Origin of the sequence: Algibacter sp. L1A34 (assembly GCF_009796805.1) — a bacterium.
In the GTDB taxonomy this organism is placed as follows: Bacteria; Bacteroidota; Bacteroidia; order Flavobacteriales; family Flavobacteriaceae; genus Algibacter.
The window spans coordinates 484,854-503,988 of sequence record NZ_CP047029.1 but is presented as its reverse complement, the minus strand read 5'-3'; the positions used below and the strand labels follow the sequence as shown (position 1 = coordinate 503,988).

General features: G+C 32.5%; 19 protein-coding genes and 1 tRNA gene. 8 read left to right on the top strand and 12 right to left on the bottom strand.

Annotation, left to right across the window (positions count from 1 at the left end; all coding sequences use genetic code 11):
- The first annotated feature begins 20 nt into the window (after positions 1–20).
- Positions 21–1,277 carry a type IX secretion system outer membrane channel protein PorV gene (gene porV / locus GQR97_RS02200; RefSeq protein ID WP_158844720.1) on the top strand — a complete coding sequence of 419 codons (1,257 nt, stop codon included), beginning with the start codon at positions 21–23 and terminating at the stop codon, positions 1,275–1,277.
- Positions 1,278–1,366: 89 nt separating this feature from the next.
- On the opposite strand, the gene GQR97_RS02195 is transcribed toward porV, so the two are convergent.
- The gene (locus tag GQR97_RS02195; RefSeq protein WP_158844717.1) at positions 1,367–2,134 is read right to left on the bottom strand and encodes a M48 family metalloprotease; all 768 of its coding nucleotides are present in this window, start codon (positions 2,132–2,134) and stop codon (positions 1,367–1,369) included.
- An 87-nt stretch (positions 2,135–2,221) separates the two neighbouring features.
- Positions 2,222–2,683: a GNAT family N-acetyltransferase gene (locus tag GQR97_RS02190; RefSeq protein ID WP_158844714.1), complete on the bottom strand. Its 462-nt coding sequence runs from the start codon at positions 2,681–2,683 to the stop codon at positions 2,222–2,224.
- Positions 2,684–2,727: 44 nt separating this feature from the next.
- Here GQR97_RS02190 and GQR97_RS02185 point away from each other — a divergent pair, with 44 nt between their 5' ends.
- Both GQR97_RS02185 and GQR97_RS02180 read left to right on the top strand, forming a co-directional pair.
- On the top strand, positions 2,728–3,153 hold the full coding sequence (locus GQR97_RS02185; RefSeq protein ID WP_158844711.1) for a GNAT family N-acetyltransferase: 426 nt from the start codon (positions 2,728–2,730) through the stop codon (positions 3,151–3,153).
- Positions 3,154–3,203: 50 nt separating this feature from the next.
- Positions 3,204–3,276: transfer RNA gene (locus tag GQR97_RS02180), tRNA-Gly, on the top strand.
- Between the two features lie 381 nt (positions 3,277–3,657).
- Here GQR97_RS02180 and dnaN read toward each other — a convergent pair.
- From dnaN to GQR97_RS02160, 4 genes are all read right to left on the bottom strand, one after another.
- On the bottom strand, positions 3,658–4,776 hold the full coding sequence (dnaN, locus tag GQR97_RS02175; protein ID WP_158844708.1) for a DNA polymerase III subunit beta: 1,119 nt from the start codon (positions 4,774–4,776) through the stop codon (positions 3,658–3,660).
- A gap of 174 nt (positions 4,777–4,950) precedes the next feature.
- Complete coding sequence (gldG, locus tag GQR97_RS02170; protein WP_158844705.1) at positions 4,951–7,335, bottom strand: gliding motility-associated ABC transporter substrate-binding protein GldG; 2,385 nt, start codon at positions 7,333–7,335, stop codon at positions 4,951–4,953.
- 52 nt (positions 7,336–7,387) lie between these two features.
- The gene (locus GQR97_RS02165) at positions 7,388–7,684 is read right to left on the bottom strand and encodes a putative quinol monooxygenase (protein WP_158844703.1); all 297 of its coding nucleotides are present in this window, start codon (positions 7,682–7,684) and stop codon (positions 7,388–7,390) included.
- Positions 7,685–7,738: 54 nt separating this feature from the next.
- Positions 7,739–8,617: an S-adenosyl-l-methionine hydroxide adenosyltransferase family protein gene (locus GQR97_RS02160; RefSeq protein ID WP_158844700.1), complete on the bottom strand. Its 879-nt coding sequence runs from the start codon at positions 8,615–8,617 to the stop codon at positions 7,739–7,741.
- A 169-nt stretch (positions 8,618–8,786) separates the two neighbouring features.
- Between GQR97_RS02160 and GQR97_RS02155 the strand changes: the two genes are divergently transcribed.
- From GQR97_RS02155 to GQR97_RS02145, 3 genes are all read left to right on the top strand, one after another.
- Positions 8,787–9,740 carry a PhoH family protein gene (locus GQR97_RS02155; RefSeq protein WP_158844698.1) on the top strand — a complete coding sequence of 318 codons (954 nt, stop codon included), beginning with the start codon at positions 8,787–8,789 and terminating at the stop codon, positions 9,738–9,740.
- Between the two features lie 329 nt (positions 9,741–10,069).
- Positions 10,070–11,017 (top strand): phosphoribosylaminoimidazolesuccinocarboxamide synthase, encoded by a 948-nt coding sequence (locus GQR97_RS02150; RefSeq protein ID WP_158844695.1) that lies wholly within the window; start codon positions 10,070–10,072, stop codon positions 11,015–11,017.
- A 108-nt stretch (positions 11,018–11,125) separates the two neighbouring features.
- A complete protein-coding gene (locus tag GQR97_RS02145) occupies positions 11,126–12,277 on the top strand; it encodes an adenylyltransferase/cytidyltransferase family protein (protein ID WP_158844692.1) in 1,152 nt (383 codons plus the stop codon).
- Positions 12,278–12,619: 342 nt separating this feature from the next.
- Here GQR97_RS02145 and GQR97_RS02140 read toward each other — a convergent pair whose 3' ends face one another.
- The 3 genes from GQR97_RS02140 to GQR97_RS02130 all read right to left on the bottom strand — a co-directional run bounded on the left by GQR97_RS02140 (position 12,620) and on the right by GQR97_RS02130 (position 14,631).
- The gene (locus GQR97_RS02140) at positions 12,620–13,021 is read right to left on the bottom strand and encodes a thioesterase (RefSeq protein ID WP_158844689.1); all 402 of its coding nucleotides are present in this window, start codon (positions 13,019–13,021) and stop codon (positions 12,620–12,622) included.
- Positions 13,022–13,176: 155 nt separating this feature from the next.
- On the bottom strand, positions 13,177–13,824 hold the full coding sequence (locus tag GQR97_RS02135) for an HAD family hydrolase (RefSeq protein WP_158844686.1): 648 nt from the start codon (positions 13,822–13,824) through the stop codon (positions 13,177–13,179).
- Positions 13,825–13,842: 18 nt separating this feature from the next.
- On the bottom strand, positions 13,843–14,631 hold the full coding sequence (locus GQR97_RS02130) for a carbonic anhydrase (protein ID WP_233267591.1): 789 nt from the start codon (positions 14,629–14,631) through the stop codon (positions 13,843–13,845).
- A 405-nt stretch (positions 14,632–15,036) separates the two neighbouring features.
- Between GQR97_RS02130 and GQR97_RS02125 the strand changes: the two genes are divergently transcribed.
- On the top strand, positions 15,037–15,540 hold the full coding sequence (locus GQR97_RS02125) for a hypothetical protein (RefSeq protein WP_158844683.1): 504 nt from the start codon (positions 15,037–15,039) through the stop codon (positions 15,538–15,540).
- A 251-nt stretch (positions 15,541–15,791) separates the two neighbouring features.
- On the opposite strand, the gene GQR97_RS19755 is transcribed toward GQR97_RS02125, so the two are convergent.
- The 3 genes from GQR97_RS19755 to GQR97_RS02115 are packed head-to-tail and all read right to left on the bottom strand — an operon-like array spanning position 15,792 to position 17,260.
- A complete protein-coding gene (locus GQR97_RS19755; protein ID WP_233267590.1) occupies positions 15,792–15,947 on the bottom strand; it encodes a hypothetical protein in 156 nt (51 codons plus the stop codon).
- A gap of 9 nt (positions 15,948–15,956) precedes the next feature.
- The gene (locus GQR97_RS19750; protein ID WP_233267589.1) at positions 15,957–16,169 is read right to left on the bottom strand and encodes a hypothetical protein; all 213 of its coding nucleotides are present in this window, start codon (positions 16,167–16,169) and stop codon (positions 15,957–15,959) included.
- A 2-nt stretch (positions 16,170–16,171) separates the two neighbouring features.
- A complete protein-coding gene (locus tag GQR97_RS02115) occupies positions 16,172–17,260 on the bottom strand; it encodes a heparan-alpha-glucosaminide N-acetyltransferase domain-containing protein (protein WP_199269902.1) in 1,089 nt (362 codons plus the stop codon).
- A gap of 90 nt (positions 17,261–17,350) precedes the next feature.
- Between GQR97_RS02115 and GQR97_RS02110 the strand changes: the two genes are divergently transcribed.
- Positions 17,351–18,712, top strand: a complete 1,362-nt coding sequence (locus GQR97_RS02110) for an alanine/glycine:cation symporter family protein (protein WP_158844680.1) — start codon at positions 17,351–17,353, stop codon at positions 18,710–18,712.
- Positions 18,713–19,135: the final 423 nt, after the last annotated feature.

Here is a 19,135-nt window from a genome sequence, read left to right as displayed (position 1 = left end):
TTGCAACTAACTACTAATTTATGAAAACTAAAGTACTGCTATTATTAACATTTGTTTTTGTTGTAAAAATGAATGCTCAAGAAACAACGGTAATTATACCAAATACAAATGATTCTAGAGTTATTACAACAGGTGTTCCTTTTTTATTAATTACTTCAGATGCCCGCGCGGCATCCATGGGGGATATGGGAGTTGCAACTTCTGTAGATGCTTTTTCTCAACAATGGAATCCTGCTAAATATGCTTTTTCGGAAACGAAGTCTGGAGTTGGTGTTAGTTACACACCATACTTAAGCAAGTTGGTTAATGATATTTTTTTAGGAAACTTAACATATTTTAATCGTATTGATGATCGTAGTGCTTTTGCGGCGAGTTTAAAATATTTCTCTTTAGGAGATATTGAATTCCGTGAAAACGAATTTGTTAATGCTTTAATACAAAGACCAAATGAGTTTACGCTAGATGCTTCTTATGCGCTACGTTTGTCACCAGAATTTGCCATGTCGGTTGCTATGCGTTATATGAGATCCGATTTAAAACTTAGTGGTTTAGGTGGAGATGCTACTGCAGCAAGTACATTTGGTGTAGATATTTCTGGTTATTACCAAGGGGAAGAAGAAGCTTATGCTGATTTTAATGGACGATGGAGAATGGGGTTTGCTATTCAAAATATCGGACCTAAATTCTCTTACGAGGAAGGTGGAGTTGAAAATTTTCAGCCAACTAATTTACGTTTAGGGGCAGGTTTCGATTTTATATTCGATGATTATAATAAAATTGCAGTAACGGCAGAAGTTGCTAAATTATTAGTGCCAACACCTCCAAGATTAGGGACGGAAATTGTTTTTACAGATAATAATGATAATGGTACTTATGAAGAAGCTGATGATGATTATGAAGGTGATGATTTAATTAGTGAAACAGACAATGTCATTTATAAAGGTCAATCTAACGATGTAGGCTTTTTAGCAGGAATGTTTCAATCTTTTGGAGATGCACCAGGAGGTTTTAGCGAAGAGATAAAAGAGTTTACTTATTCGTTAGGAGCAGAATATGTATATCAAGATTCTTTTGCATTCAGAGCAGGTTATTTCAATGAAAGTGAAGAAAAAGGCGCGCGAAAGTTTTTTGCTATGGGAGCAGGATTTAAAGCGAATGTGGTTAATATAGATTTATCATATTTATTCTCAGCTTCTAAAGTTCAAAGTCCTTTAGAAAATACGTTACGTTTCTCATTAACATTTAATATTGGTGCAGGTGAATACCGCGAGTACTAAAATATAAATAAAACAATAAAAAAAGACTGCTCGAAAGGCAGTCTTTTTTTTTTTCTAATTAATTCTAACTTTTATAAAGTTAAATAGTTTTACAAGCCTTTATATTTTTCTATAGCTTCTCTAATTTTTTCAATTCTATTATCAGGATCAGGATGCGTGCTTTTAAATTCAGGAACACGATTTGGTCCAGCGGCATCTTTTAAAATTTCCATAACACCAATCATTTCTTCTGGATTGTAACCCGCTTTCAGCATGAAACGTACACCTAATTCATCACTTTCAAGCTCATCATCGCGTCCGTTGGTAAGTAAGGTGTTTTGTCCAATACCATTTACTAAACTTCCCATATCTGCTCCTACAGAGCCAGCGGTGGTTAAACCTTGCCAATATTCACTTTCAGCAATACGTTCGGCGCTATGTCGGCCGAGGACATGTCCAACTTCATGACCTAAAACACCAGCTAATTGGTCTTCGTTCTCTAATTTTGAAAACAAGGCATAAGTAATAAATATTTGTCCACCGGGTAAAGCAAAAGCATTAATAGTGTTAGGGTCTGCAAGTAAGTGAAATTCGTATTTATAAGGAGTTTCTTGAGCAATACTATTGTTTACTAGCTTATTTCCAACATTATCTACCAAGGCTTGGTATTGATTGTTTTCGTGTAAACCACCATGCTGTTGTGCCATTTGCGGAGCACTTTGCAAGCCAATTGCAATTTCCTCGTTAGCATTCATAGAAATTGTTTGCGTTCTGCCTGTATATGGATTCTCTTCACGCTGGCTACATCTTTTAAAAACAAAAAATAATGCAATTGCAGCACCAATTAATAATCTTACTTTTAGGTTTTTTCCTCTCATTGTGGTTGGTGTTTAGTATTTATGAAATTACAAAAAAATGGGTTATATAATATAATAGACACTTTTTTAGACATTTCGTCACATAAACTAAGTTTCAGGATTAAGTTGTTTTTTCATAACAAAATGCGGTCCAATATCTTTTATATTAAAAGGTTCCCCAATCGGGCTATATCCATTTTTTTTGTAAAAATTCACAGCAACTTCACGAGCATTACACCAAATTAATTCCGTTTTCTCTAGTTTTAAAATGGTATCGCAATATTTTAGTAATTCTTGCCCAAGTCCTAAACCTTGTTGCGATTTAAGAACAGCCATACCGCGTAATTGGTATTGTCTAAATTCAGGGAATTTAGGATTGTTATTTTTTAAAAAAGAACATACACCAACCAATTCATCATTATCATAAATGCCAAAATGCATAGTTGTTTCTAAGTCGTCACCTTCAAAAATGCAAGACGTTATCGGTTTTCCTGCACGAAGTACAGGATGTCTAACGGCATACGTATCGATAGCCGATATCTGTTTTATATAATAATTTTGCTTTTTCATAAAATCAAACTTAGTTAAAATATTTATCTTCACTAAAAAAAAGTATGCCATTTATATTTAAAACTATTGAAGAAGAAAGTATAGATTCTATTCTTCCTTTAATTCAAAAATTAAACAATAATCAAGTTTCAGATACTATTTTGCGCCAACGCTTTGTCGAAATGTTTTCACAGAACTATGAATGTGCTGGTCTTTTTAAAAACGAGGAACTTATTGGAGTCTGTGGCTTGTGGTTTTGTACACGTCATTATTCTGGTAGAAGTGTGGAGGTCGATCATGTTTTTATCGACGAAAAATACCGAGGACAGCGTTTAGGAAAGCTATTTTTTGAGTGGATTTATAATTACACAAAAAATAAAGGATTTGAAGCTATCGAGCTAAATACCTATGTATCAAACCATGGCTCTCATAAATTTTATTTCAACGAAGGATTTAAAATTTTAGGTTATCATTTTTTGAAAAAAATGTAATATTTATTTTGAAAAACAAGTATATATGTTGTATGTTTGCACCCGGAAATGCGAGAGTAGCTCAGTTGGTAGAGCGTCAGCCTTCCAAGCTGAATGTCGCCAGTTCGAACCTGGTCTCTCGCTCTAAAAGCTTCATAGAAATATGAAGCTTTTTTGTTTTTAGTACTTTCTTCTAATAAAAGGTGTATTTTTTGAAATACAAATTAGCGACTCGAATTAAGTCGAAGTAAATCCATGTAATATTAATTCTTGATTTTTTTATTTTGGGCGTTACCCGAAAAGGGTCAGGCTTTTCGTTACAAGTCCTCGCATCCCGATTTTATCAGGGCTGCTGTGGGCTTTTCTCTATAATCCTTAACGCGAGCTAGACAGCAAGGTATTTCCTTTAAAATAGAATAAAGTTATATAAGTGCTATCAAAATTACGCGAACTAAAAAGAGGCTATTCAATTTAAATTGAATAGCCTCTTTTTTATGTTAGAATTTTATTATCTCAATGTTGTTTCTACGCGTTTAACATAACCGGCATAACAAGCATAGTAATATGTTCGCCTTCATCTAAACCATCAACAGGCGTTAAAATACCTGCTCTATTTGGCATACTCATTTCAAGTTGAACTTCGTCCGAGCCTAAATTATTAAGCATTTCGGTTAAAAAACGAGAGTTAAAGCCAATTTGCATATCGTCACCTTGGTAATCACAAGTTAGACGCTCTTCTGCTTTGTTACTATAATCTACATCTTCAGCAGAAATATTTAATTCCGCACCAGCAATTTTTAAACGAATTTGGTGTGTTGTTTTGTTAGAGAAAATACTAACACGACGTACAGAATTTAAAAATTGTGTTCTATCTATTGCTAATTTATTCGGATTCTCTTTAGGAATAACCGCTTCGTAATTTGGGTATTTACCATCGATTAAACGACAAATTAATTCTGAGTTTTCAAAAGTGAATTTAGCATTACTTTCGTTATATTCAATAGTAACTTCATTCTCGCTACCAGCCAAAATTCCTTTTAATAAATTTAAAGGTTTTTTAGGCATAATAAATTCTGCCACTTGGTTAGCTTGAACATCGGCACGTGTATATTTTACTAATTTATGCGCATCGGTAGCTACAAAAGTTAAACCCTCTGTAGAAAATTGAAAAAATACACCACTCATTACTGGGCGTAAATCATCATTTCCAGCGGCAAAAATGGTTTTGCTAATTGCTGTTGCTAAAATATCACCAACAATTACTGTTTTACTTGGGTCTTCTAAAGCTACAGCTTTAGGAAACTCGTTACCATCGGCATAAGCCAAAGCATATTTACCGTGGTTAGAGCTAATTTCAACAGTGTTGTTTTCTTCAATAACAAAAGTTAAAGGTTGCTCAGGAAAGGTTTTTAAAGTATCTAACAACAAACGTGCAGGAATAGCAACACTGCCTTCGCTATCACTTTCAACGTCTAAAGAAGAAGCCATAGTGGTTTCTAAATCACTAGCCGAAACAGTAAGTTTATTGTGGTCTAATTCAAATAAAAAATTATCTAAAATAGGTAAGGTGTTCGAACTATTGATTACACCACCTAAAACCTGTAGTTGCTTTAATAAATAAGTACTCGATACTATAAATTTCATGTGTTGAATTATATTTTTTAGAGGTTAGAATATAACATTTATTTTATAATTCTAAACAACAGAAAGCAGCGTTTAGGCGTAAATGTTTTATCTATTAACTTAGTTTAAATTGTAATTATGCTACTTACAAATATATTCTATATGGCTTATATTATGAAACAAACTTATTAACATTTAAATGCTATATTTTTTCTTTCTAAAGTAATTAAAGCTAAACCCGAATATAGCTAACAATACCAATGGTAGCGCAATGTTAATAAGTTGCCACTTGGTTTTTTCGGCAGCAATTTTTTGTTGATTTAGAAAGGCAACGGCAATTTCTTTGGATCTAATGTTTATAAGTCCATTATCATCGAGTAAGTAATTTACAATATTCAGCAAGAATTCTTTATTACCATAATTTTTCCCTGTCCATCGGTCAAAACCTAATTCTTGAGGAACATTCTTTATAACATCGTTCTCAATAACGTCTCCATCTGCTATAATAACCATTTTTGTGGCTTTGCTATTGTTTCTATTATTTGCGAGTTTAAAAGGCTTCATTCGGTTACTGTAAACCGATGTAAATTCACCTTCTAATAAAACTGCCAAAGTTTCTTTTCCTGAGTTAAATTCTATTGGCTTTTGCTCTTGCGTAACGACTTCTAAACTAATTTTTTGCGGAGTACTTTCAAGTCGTGTTAAAGGAGCTGTTTCTAAAAGAATGGTTTTTTTAATGTTGTTTTTAAGCGTATCTATTTGGTTTGCAAAATCGAATTTAATTAAATCTAAATTGTTTACTATAGGGTGGTTACTGTTAGAACTTCCAAAAGGCGAATATGGCCAGCGTAAATTTTGAAATTGGGATTGGCTGCCTTCTCCCATAGCTAATGTAATTGGCGCAGAATATATTGATGCAACCAATACCGGATTAATTCGAGCACCGTATTTAAAGAAAAAATCGGTTAGATTTAAATCGCGATGTACAGCGTAACTTGTTCCTAAGGCATTGAATAAACTATCTTTTTCGATAGCAACGGCATCTATAAGCCAAAGACTTTTTCCGCCATTCATGGTATATTGGTCGAGTACTAGTTTTTCACTTTCCGTAAAAGCTTCGGTTGGTTTAGCTGAAATTATTAAATCGAAATTATTTAATTCTTCTAGCGTTTTTTGTGGTTGTTTAGCAACACTATCCAAAGTAAAAGGTGCTATTAAATAATACTCGCCTAATTTTTTAACAAAATCTGCGATGTATTTATCTTCTAATTGTTGGTTCCCTTTTAGAATAGCTATTTTTCGGCGTTTAGGTTTTGTTAGTTTGCTAAATCCATCCGCGAAAGCGTACTCTAGATGCTGTACCGAGTTGCTAACTAATTCTTGTTGATTAGAACCTATTTTGTTTTTAATTAAAGGGATGGTTACTGTTTGGTTGTTATAACTTGCTAAAGCCCATGGAAAAATGATGGCTTGAGTTGAGGATCCGTTTTCTTGAATGCTCATTTGCATTGGGGTTAAACCACGTTGAGTAAGTTGCTCTATAATAATATCGCGATTAGCGTCATCTTCCAAAGGGTTGAAAAAATTGAAAATAATATTCGGGTTTTCGGAAGCAAACTCTTCTAGTAATTGTTTAGTTTCAGTTTGTAGGCGTCTAAATTCTGAAGGAAAATTTTCTCCATCCAAAAACACATCAATAATTATTGGAGATTCTACATCTTTTAAAATATCTAAACTAGCAGGGCTTAGAGTGTATCGCGAATCTTCTGTAAGATCAAAACGTTTGTGTATTCCGTTTACGGCAATATTCAGGATAAATAAAGTTGCAAAAACACCAACAATTTGCATCCATGATTTTTTCTGTAATTTTTCATTTTTGATTCCTTTTACAGTGATGAAAATAAAAAAAGCAGTGACACTTAAAAAGTATAAAATATCTCGTGTATCAAGAATACCGCGACTCATACTTTTATAATGTAAACTCATACCGAGTTGGTCTATAAAATTGCTAGAAGCAAAATCGGCAATGCCTTCAAAACCAATATAAAAAAGAAAACAAATAAATACAGAACTTATAAAAGCCACAATTTGGTTATCTGTAAAAGTAGACGTAAAAATACCGATTGCCGTGTAAGAAGCTACTAGAAAAAACAACCCGAAATAGGAGCCAAGTGTACTACCAACATCTAAATTTCCTTGAGGATTTCCTAATTGGATTACTGTGTAAATATATAGTATTGTTGGGGTAAGCGCAATTAGTATTAAAATAAGTGCTCCAAAATATTTACCCAACACAATACGTGTGTGCGAAATAGGTTTTGTTAGTAAAAGCTCTAAAGTACCTTGTTTTTTTTCATCGGAAAAACTCCGCATAGTTACCGCTGGAATCAAGAAAATTAAAATCCATGGCGCTAGTAAAAAGAAAGGTGATAAATCGGCAAAGCCATAATTTAGAATATTAAAATCACCTTTAAAAACCCATAGAAATAGTCCGTTTAGTAACAAGAAAATACCAATTACTAAATAACCAATAGGTGAAGCGAAAAATGCGTTTATTTCTTTTTTAAGTATGGCAAGCATATATTTTACAGATGTAGGCGCAATTATATATTATTGCTTTTTTTATTAAATTTTAATCTAAAGTTTCTAATTTATCGAAACTCCAAGCCTCTGGACGAATGCTAAAAAGCGGTTTTAGAGTTTTCCAAAGCGTTTTAAATTCTTTAGATTGTCTATATTCTTGCAACTGGGCATCACTTTCCCAATAGCTATACGTGAAAAGTATAGTAGGGTTGTTTTTATCACGATACAATTCTAAAAAGGTACAACCATTAGAATTTCTAATTTTAGTTTTGTTGTTTTCAAAACTCTCCAAAAAGACGTCAACATTCTGTCTGTAAAAACCCATTTTAACAATTCGAACTAACATATTTTACTGTTTTTGTTTTTTCTCGAAAGGGCTACCTTTCTGTTTTTTTTATAATTAAATACGCTCATCTAGAGCTATCTGGCTTTTAGCAACAATAGAGGTTGGGTTGAAACTAACGCTCACCGCATCCATAACGCCTAGACCCAATAAGCTAGAAGCGCTTCCGTTGGTTTTTGGATTACTCTTAAATATAGAAATCTCTAAAAATCCACCAGAATTAAAAACTACTAATTTCCGTCCTTCATCTTGTCGTTTTTCAGCAGGGATATCAAAATTAACAATATCACTGTATTTAAGATGTATTTTTTTAAACTTATAATTTCGAGCCGAAATTTCAAAATCTCGTCCCTTTTGTATACTTTCAAAAAAGCTACGTTTTATATTAGTAACCACATTGCCGTAATTATCAATATAAATAATATTTCCAACAATTTTTGTTTTATCGTCGTTAACAAATGGCTCAATATTTTTAATTGGTTTTATGCCGCTTATCGATTTACCAATAACATCCAATGTTCCTCCACGTGCAATATGGCAAGCCACTTTTACAAATACATCGAGTACAGGGAAACTAGTTTGTATTTTATCATGAATATTAATTTCTACAATTTTTTCGGGAACAATTTCCGAGCAAATCATACTCATAATGCCATTGTTGGCACAAATAAAATAATGTCCATCTAATTTAACCGCAATATGCTTGTTTTCGGCGTTAATTTCCGAGTCAATACCAATAATATGTATAGTGCCTTCGGGGAAACTACTATAGGCATTTTGGATAATATATGCCGCCTCGGGAATACTAAATGGAGAGACATTATGCGAGATATCAACAATATTAACATCGGGCAACTCACTATAAATAGCACCCTTAGTTGCGCCAGTAAAGTGGTCTTTTAAGCCAAAATCTGATGTTAAAGTTATTATTGCCATGAACAAAATTGTTGATATGTTTTTAGCGTTTTGTCATCTAAAATTATGTATTTTTGAGATGAACACTTACGAGATACAAACCTACATAATTTTTTGTTTTCGTTTTTATATTTTAAATGAAAATTGAGAGGTTTTAATATCTAATTTAGTTAAAATTAAAACAACGCCTTTGAATGAAATTGTTATTGAATTAGAAGAAATCACGCCCAAAGAATTTTTTGGAGCACAAAATGTAAATATTGAACTTTTAAAAAAGTACTTTCCTAAATTAAAAATTGTAGCACGGGGCAATCAAATTAAAGCCTTTGGTGAAGAAGAAATGCTAGACGAATTTAACCGTCGCATGACGATGCTTATCAAACATTTTGCTAAATATAATAAGTTGGACGAAAACGTTATTGAACGGGTTTTAACAAGCCAAAGTAGCGACGATTATATAGCATCTGCCAAAGGAGGCGAGGTTATCGTGCACGGCGTAGGTGGCAAACTTATAAAAGCCCAAACGGCAAACCAGCGAAAAATGGTGGAGCTCATGCATAAAAACGATATGGTTTTTGCTATTGGTCCAGCTGGAACAGGTAAAACATATACCGGTGTAGCATTGGCAGTACAAGCGCTAAAAAATAGAGAAGTAAAACGTATTATCTTAACGCGTCCGGCTGTAGAAGCAGGTGAGAACTTAGGTTTTTTACCAGGAGATTTAAAGGAGAAGTTGGACCCGTACATGCAACCACTTTACGATGCGCTTCGTGATATGATCCCTGCCGAAAAACTAGCACAGTATATCGAAAATGGTACCATTCAAATTGCTCCATTAGCCTTTATGCGCGGGAGAACATTGGATAATGCATTCGTGATTTTAGATGAAGGGCAGAACACAACACATGCCCAAATGAAAATGTTTTTAACCCGTATGGGGAAACACGCCAAGTTTTTATTAACCGGCGATCCTGGGCAAATAGATTTACCTAGGCGTACCATTTCCGGATTAAAAGAAGCCCTTTTAATTCTGAAAAACGTAGAAGGTGTCGGCATGATTTTTCTAGACGATAAAGATGTTGTTCGTCATAAACTCGTTAAAAAAGTAATTGAAGCTTATAAAAGCATCGAGAATATAGATTAATTTTTTTGAAGCTCATCCCGCTTTCCGCTATATCTTTTTATGTACTAAACATATTTCGCTATCTAATTAATTTATAGCGTATAAAGTGAAGTTTTAGTGTAAATTATAGCTTAGGGTAAGTACATAAAAAGGATGTCGCATCAATCGGGGCTAAATTATCCGCAAATTTTTGTTTTTTAATTCAACGAAAAGGAAGATTTACAAAGTTAAAAAGAGAAATTCATATCAAAAAAAGATAGTGAATTCAAAATTCTAAAAAAGTGTATCGTTTTAACTAAATTTGACGCAAATAAAAATTAAAAAACAAACTCATAAACTAATAAAACAAAATGAGTAATACCATAATAGATACCAATTTCAATTTCCCAGGACAAAAAAGTCTTTATAAAGGGAAAGTAAGAGCCGTATATAATATTAATGATAATGAATTAGTAATGGTCGCTACAGATCGTTTATCTGCTTTCGATGTTGTTATGCCTAAAGGAATTCCTTACAAAGGGCAAATATTAAACCAAATAGCTACAAAAATGATGGCGGCCACTCAGGATATTGTTCCAAATTGGTTAACCGCAACACCCGATCCAAATGTAGCGGTAGGGCATTTATGCGAACCTTTTAAAGTAGAAATGGTAATTCGTGGTTACATGTCTGGTCATGCAGCACGTGAGTATAAAGCGGGCAAACGCATACTTTGTGGCGTTGCAATGCCAGAAGGGATGAAGGAAAATGATAAGTTTCCAAACCCAATAATTACCCCAGCAACAAAAGCTGAAATGGGTGATCATGATGAAGATATTTCTCGTGAAAATATTTTAAAGCGTGGTATTGTTTCTGAGGAAGATTATGTGGTTTTAGAAGATTATACTCGAAAATTATTTCAAAGAGGAACAGAAATAGCTGCTTCACGTGGATTAATTTTGGTAGATACTAAATATGAATTCGGGAAAACAAAAGACGGGAAAATTGTGTTGATTGATGAAATACACACGCCAGATTCTTCACGTTATTTTTATGCCGATGGCTACCAAGAACGCCAAAATAAAGGAGAAGCGCAAAAGCAACTTTCTAAAGAGTTTGTGCGCCAGTGGTTAATCGCCAACGATTTTCAAGGTTTAGAAGGGCAAACGGTTCCTTTTATGAGCGATGAATATATTCAATCGGTATCCGATCGTTATATCGAGCTTTATGAAAATATTACAGGTAAAACTTTTGTGAAAGCTGATGTTTCTAACATTCAAGAGCGTATTGAAAACAATGTTTTAGCATATTTGAAGTAGAAAGTGTATATTTCTAGTTCTAAGCACTTAATTTATTTTGTGGTTTAGTGTTTTTATAAATGATGGATAAAGAATTTCATCTTAAATTAATTTTAAAATTATATTATAATGAGTAAAAAGGTTTTTGTATCAGGTTGTTTTGATATGTTGCATAGCGGACATATTGCATTTTTTAAAGAAGCCGCAACCTATGGTGATTTATATGTTGGAATCGGATCTGATGCAACTGTATCAGAATTGAAAGGGCGTCAAACTATAAACTCTGAGCAAGAAAGAATCTATACCATTAACGCTATTAGATATGTAAAAGAAGCCTTTGTGAATACGGGGTCTGGTATTTTAGATTTTAAAGAAGATCTTGTTAATTTAAAACCAGATTATTTTATTGTAAATGAAGATGGGTTTTCTCCAGAGAAACAAGAATTGTGTGCAAGTTTAGGTATAGAATTAAAGTTACTAGAAAGAATACCAGATGCAGGATTACCAGAGCGTTCAACTACGGCTATACGATCTGCTGGTAATTGTACATTGCCATATAGAATCGATTTAGCAGGAACTTGGATTGATCAACCTTATGTTTCAAAATATGGTTCAGGTTGGGCTATAACATTATCATTAGAACCCGTAATTGAGTATAATGAAAGATGTGGAATGTCTACTTCTACTCGAAATGCAGCAAAAAAAATATGGCCGTATTATTTGCCAATGGAAAAACCAGAAAAGCTGGCAGAAATTCTTTTTAAATTTGAAAATACGCCTGGATCTACTATGATTTCTGGTGCGCAAGATGCTATCGGTATTTGTATGCCTGGCTTGGTTAGACATAAATATGACAACGCATATTGGCCTGTTGATTTCGAATCTGTACATTCAGAGTCTACGCTTGCTTGGTTAGAAGAGCATATTTATATGAGATTATTATGGCCAAGGGAACAAGGACTAGATCTTTTAAAGGATACACATATCAATGAAGATAACGTAAAGGAGCTTGCAAATGCAGCTGATGATGTTTGGGAGGCTATTCAAAATCAGGATTTGGGGAAATTTGCAGAAGGGTTTTCAAAATCGTTTAATGCACAAACCAAGATGTTTCCTGAAATGGTTAATGATAGAATTAATGCAGAAATAGCTAAATATAAAGATAAAGCACTCGCATGGAAATTAGCTGGAGCAGGTGGTGGTGGATATTTAATTTTAGTTTCGGATAAGCCTATTGAAGGCACTATGCGAATTAATATTAGAAGAAAAGAAGTCCTGTAAGGGTAACTTAGTCTTATTTTAAGTTGTTATTGTTATTTAGAGTGTACAGTTTTTGATTATACAGAAGAAATTGTTTATCGGTTTTTGATGTGGTTATGCTAAAAGGTACAAAAAACAAATACTAAATCGAATTACGACAAAAATGATGGGCGACTACATAAAGTTTTGAATGTAAATAATTGATTTATTTAAGAGTGTGTTTATAATAATTTAAGAATAAACATCATAAAAAAGGTTTCAGGGATTTCTGAAACCTTTTTTAGTTTTATCATGTTTTTTACTCGTTCAAATACTTTTCAGTACTATTTATTAAAACTTTTATCTATAACAGTTAAGTATATGTTAGTCTTCTAGAATGTGTTTTTCTAAAACAAAACAAACGAATTCACCTTCAAAAACGATTTCATTTTTTTGGTTTTTTACAACGGCGAATACAATTACTTTTTTTTCATTCAAATTTCCGCTAATTGTTGCAACAGCTGTTACTTCGTCGTTTAAAATAACTGGTTTTAAAAATTTTGTTGTTGCTTTACCTAAAACTACAGTAGGTTTGTTTATGGCTACCATAGCTGCGTAATCTGCTAATCCAAAAACAAAACCACCGTGAGAAAGATTGTAAGTATCAACAATCATTTCTTTTGTAATAGTTAGTTTAACAGTCGCGCAATTGTTTCCAATGGACACAACGGAACCTATTAATTTTTTTGAAGCTAGAAGGTGTGTGGTTTGCTTGTTAGTATTCATGTTAGTTTTTCTGAATTTTATTGTTTTTGGATTATCATGGTTGTGTTCCTAAAAGTAGCTAAATTTTGTTATTGTATGAAGGCTTTTGATTTTGAGATAATTTGAATTATTATAACGACTTGTATTATTTTATAAACTTAGTTGAAATTTTAAAATCACAAAACATCGATCAATTCCAAAGGATTATTTAATACTAATTTCGCTCCATCAGCAATTAATTCTTCTTTCGGTTTAAAACCCCAAGACACACCAACAGCATACATATTAGCATTATTTGCGGTTTGCATATCTATACCAGAATCGCCAACAAAAATGATGTCTTCTGGTTTTATTCCTAAATTTCTACTTATTTGAATAGCTTTTATTGGGTTTGGTTTTTTGTGAGATTCAATAGTCAAACCATCTATAGAATCAAAATAATTTGGCAATAAAGCTAAGGTTACTTTTTTTGTAAATTCATCGGCCTTATTTGAAAATACACCAAGTTTTAATTGGCGCGATTTTAAGGTGTCAAGGAGTTCGATAATGCCATCGTAAGGCTTTGTTTTATGTATACATTGATTACGATAAACGTTCATCATAGCATCAAAACAAGTGGTAACTTGCTCTTCATTATTATGAGTGGGAGGTAGTGCTTTTTGAACCAAATTACGGATGCCACTACCAATAAAATTTCCATATGCTTTATAGCTATGAGTTGGGTAATTATGGTTTTGAAGCACACTATTCATGGCGTCTGAAATATCTTCAATGGAGTTAACTAGCGTTCCATCTAAATCGAAAATTACTGCTTTATATTTCATCTGTTTTAAAAATTAAGATTAATAATTCAATTTAATTTCACGGTCATTCAACGGCTGTTCGTTTCTGTAATTGTTAGTTGGCATATTGTTTCTTAGTTTTAAAACTTCTTCAACAGATAGAATAATAGGTTGTTTAAAAACTAGCCAATTTACACCTTCAGAGCAAGGAGGAGTAGTTAATGATCCACCGTAAGAGTAATAGTTCTTATCTTCCAAAAATAAACTAGATAAATCTATTTTTTGTTGAATGGTTTTTGTTGTTCCATTTTCAATAGGTAAAAAACTTTCAAAGAATTCGAATAATTGGCTTTTGCTGCCTTCTTCTCCCATAATACCCAAAACAGTAATATTTCCAGATTTGCTAACATGCACTAGGTGTATTTCTATAGGGTAAATAACACCGTTTATTTTGTGTTCTGATGGTTCATGAAAATGAATTTGCTTTAAGTAGTAGTTTTCATTTTTGTAGTTTATAGAATCGCCTGCTTCAAAATCAAACTGAATAGAGTGTCCATTGTTTGTTACTTTACTAATATTTGTTGTAGGCGTATATAATATCTTTAAATCATCTTTTCTGGCTATTGAATCTGCGTCTTTATTAATAATATTTATTGGTGACTGGTACTTGCCATCGCAATCTGAATTTTTTTCAATCTCAATCCAATGTTCTGGTGATGTTTCACCAGCGTAACTCCAATGGTGTTCGTTTTCTGTTTTCTCTGTATGTTCTGTTTTGCTAGCGTCTTTACATGATAAAACGCATGCTAAAAATATAAGCGGAAGTAAAAAGGTTCTAGTGATCATCATATCTAATTTATGTGAGTTTTAAACCGCAAAATTAGGTATGTCTTTTCATTTAAAAGCTTACAATTATCATGTTTTTAAATTTAAAAAATTATAGACTTAGCTTAAATAATTTACTTAAATTTTCATAGTTAAAATTTTTATTATTAATTTATGGTTAGGCCTAAGAATATTATAATTGCATATTTTTTTTTGTTAACAGTTGTCAATAAACAATATATATTGGTTTTGTAGTTTTTAAGTTTGAGATAATTATAGTAGTTGGGTGGTGTTTAAAAGTAGTTTTTGTTTTTAACATTAAAACCGATTAAAAGCATTTAAAACCGATAATCTTCATTATTTTTAAGATTTTATGTTAATTTTTAATAAGAATAATATACATTCGCAACTAATCAATAAACATATAGAATGAAAAGAATTACAAAATTAAGTTGTCTATTATTTATCTCGTTATTAATTGCTTCATGTTCTTCAGATGATGATGATTCAGGCAATGCAGGTTTTTCTAACACTATTGGGTATGATGGTGATGAGATTGATGTAACAGAAGCTTATATAGTTGATTATGGTGCGGAAGAAGGTTATTATAATTATGATTATACATTAGAAGGAACATCTAGTGATGAGATTTCTTTTGAATTTTATGCGGAATTGTTTTCAATAGGTACTGAATCTTTTGTAGCGGGTACTTTTGAATTTTATGATTACAATTCTGACGAAGAATTGCCAGATTTTTACTATTCAGACTCTTCTCTAGAATTTGATGGTTCCTACTTAGATGTTGTGGATGGAGATATAATTGTTTCTGGAAATGGTACTACTTATTCTATAAGTGGTATATTAACTTTGGAAGATGGCGAAGTTGTTGAGATTAACTATAGTGGTGAATTTAGTATTGAAATCGATGAATAATACTAGTAAATAAAGTTTACTAATTTTAAAACCCCTTTGTATACAAAGGGGTTTATTATTATTATTGTTTAAGAGTTTTAAAAATAATAAAATATTTTTTCAGTATTTTGGGTAACTCTCTTTTAGGATGAGAGACTACCGATAAAATATATTGGTTTTAAACTAGTGAGTTTTTATTTTAAAAATGCATTTCAATTATCTTCAATGTAAAAACTAAATACACCTCGCTCCATAACCAATTACCTTGATTGTTATAATAGTGTGTTTTTCCGCTTAGGTTTACTCGCTTTCGCTAACGGATTAAAATCTAAACATACTTGCAGCCAATATTCCAAACCGTCTTCGGTGTCAAAATCCTCTGGAGTAACATAAATATAACCTTTCATGGGACGACCTGTAAAATTCATGGGTAAGCATTATGATTTTTTAAATTCGTTTAGGTAAACTATTTCGCCAATACGAGCCATTATTAAGCTACCTCCATAGGTTTTATTTAAAAAAATAGCACAAAGCATTTTGTTGTCGACTTTAAAACATAAGTCTCCCATCATTTTAAGTTCAGAAAAATAAATTTGTTTATCATTTAAAGCATGTCTAATTATATCAGCTAAATATTCATCATAAGTCATAACTAATTTTTGAATTCCCCTGATAGTTTTCGGATTAAATTATAAATAAAGGCGTTTGTTTTAGCGTAGTAGAAAGCAATAAAGCAAACCACTATCATAAATAAAATAGCACCAAGTATGGCTTGCGTAGGGTCTAGAGATTTTCTTAAAAATCGATTTAGGCCCAATCCTGTAAAACTTCCGTAAAGTATTATAAAATGAATTACATAAATAGATAATGTTTTTTCGCCTATCCTCGTAATCAAAGATTGTCTTAGAAAGCGTTCTAAGCTATAAAAAACTCCAAATAGAATTAAAGTATCACCTAGTCTGGTAAATAAATAATTGTAGTAAGCACATTCCTTAAAAAGGTCAATATTGGTTAATAAGTGTAGTTTTATTAATACTATAGATGATTGAAAAATAAGGAAGTAGCCTGTGATAAAAAAGGTGGAAATTGTAAGTAGTTTAAAATGTTTACGATGTAAGTGCCTAAAAAACACGGTCGATAAAAAAGCACCAAAAAACGAGTAACCTATCCATGGTAAAATTGTAAATATTGAACCGTTTTTTGTTGTTATATAGTTTGCTAAAAAGAGAGGTGTATTCGTTAATTCTAAGTTTCTGTAAAGTGGTTCGGTAATAAAACAAATACATCCTAAAGTAAAAAGGACAAAAGAGAATAGGTAATTGTATTTCTTAAAAAGAATGTGTAGTCCGGCCAAAGTAATTAAACCTAAGCCAATACATTGTAAAACATCTACTGCAAAAAAGTGGGTATCAAAATCACCTTTAAGCCAATTAAAAATATCTAATCGTAGACTATACCCAATAACTAGTAGTAATAAACCACGAAATAATCCTTTTTTTATTCTTGGTTTGTCATCGCCTTTCGCATGGGCACGTAATAGCAAATACGAAAATACAAGACCAGAAATAGTGAAAAAGGTAGGAGCTGTAAAACCACGAAAATATTCCCAAATATTATAAATGAGGTTATTGTTATCTCTATAAGTTAGAGTTAGTAAATTATGAATAAAATGCCCTTGCAACATCATTAAAATGGCAAATGCACGAACGGCATCAATAAAATATATTCGGTTAGCTTGCAATAAAAATGAGTTTTGAAATATAAATATACTTCTAAAAAATGTAAAGGTCGTGTTTGTAAATTGATATATTTATATAATTAATTTGAAACTATGGAAGAACTTATAAAAACATTTTCAGATTACGCTTGGGGTTTACCCTTGGTTTTACTATTAATAGGTGGCGGATTATATCTACTTATACTATCAAGGTTTTTGCCTTTTAGGTATTTAGGTCATGCCATACAGGTATTAAGCGGGAAGTTTGATGATCCCAATGCTCCAGGAGAAATTTCACATTTTAAAGCCTTAACCACAGCGTTATCGTCTACCATTGGCATGGGGAATATCGCGGGAGTTGCCGCAGCCATTTCACTCGGTGGGCCAGGCGCTATGTTTTGGATGTGGGTAAGTGCTATTGTCGGCATGTCTACAAAATTCTTTACCTCATCATTGGCAGTTATGTTCCGCGGAAAAGATTCTAATGGCGATTTACAAGGCGGCCCTATGTATTTTATAACCGAAGGATTGGGTAAATCGTGGAAACCATTAGCTATAATGTTTAGTGCTTGCGGATTGATTGGTGCGTTACCGGTAGTAAACGTAAATCAATTAACACAAGCAATAAACGATATTTTATTAACTCCAAATGGTGTTGAGGTTGGCTTAAAATCAAACCTCATCTTATCATTAGTTTTAGTAAGTTTAACCTCTGTTATTATTCTTGGTGGTTTAAAACGAATAAGTAATGCGGCGTCTAAGCTTGTGCCGTCTATGGTTATTCTATATTTCGTTTTGGTACTAATTGTTTTAATTTCAAACTATCAAGTGGTTCCAAAATATTTTATCATGATTTTCACCGATGCCTTTACAGCAAATAATTATAAAGGTGAACCCTTTTTCGGAGGTGTTGTAGGTGCGTTAATTTTGTTAGGAATTCGTCGTGGAGCCTTTTCAAACGAAGCGGGAATAGGAACAGCACCCATGGCACATGGCGCAACAAAAACATCTGAACCTATTCGAGAAGGATTGGTTGCTATGCTTGGTCCAGCCATAGATACATTAATAGTTTGCACCTTAACCGCATTAGCTATTTTGGTAACAGGCGTTTGGCAAACTACGGCAGATAATGGAGTAAGTTTAACGGCCTCGGCCTTTAACCATACCATGCCTGTTTACGGTAAATATTTATTAATGGTATGCGTTGCCATTTTTAGCATATCCTCATTGTTTTCATATTCATATTATGGTACAAAATGTCTGTCTTTTTTAATAGGAGCAGATAAAAAGCATTATTATAACTATATCTATATTTTAAGCATTGTATTGGCAGTAACCACACCTTTTAGCGTAATGCTTAATTTAATCGATGGCGTATTTGCACTCATGGCTATTCCAACTATGTTAAGTACCATAATTCTTGCACCTAAGGTTTTGAAGGAAGCAAAAACCTATTTTAAAAAGCTGAAAGCTTAAAATATTACATCCATTTTTGAGAAAAACTCAAAAATATGTAGTTAAAATAGTGAATAATTAATTTTTTTAAAACATTTATTAAAATAATCTAATTATTTAATGTAAATTTACGAATACCAACTGTTATTGTTCTGTTTTCTATGCAGATTTTAGCAGCCCGCTTTATCAACTAAGCTAAACTACACCATGACAGACAGAGACCGAGCGAAAGCTTATTAGCGCGATAACATTAAATATGTAGTTCTGCTACTATTTATGGTTTAACGTTTCTTTTGGCGCAGGAATTCTTTTTTAAGATGCGTAAAAAATCGTCGAATTTGGCGGTTTAAAACTCGGTTTTGGTTTGCTCAACAAGTCTTTATGTATGTTGTTTTTGTTTATGTCCGTTTAATTAATAAACGCGATATAACGAACATGCCATGC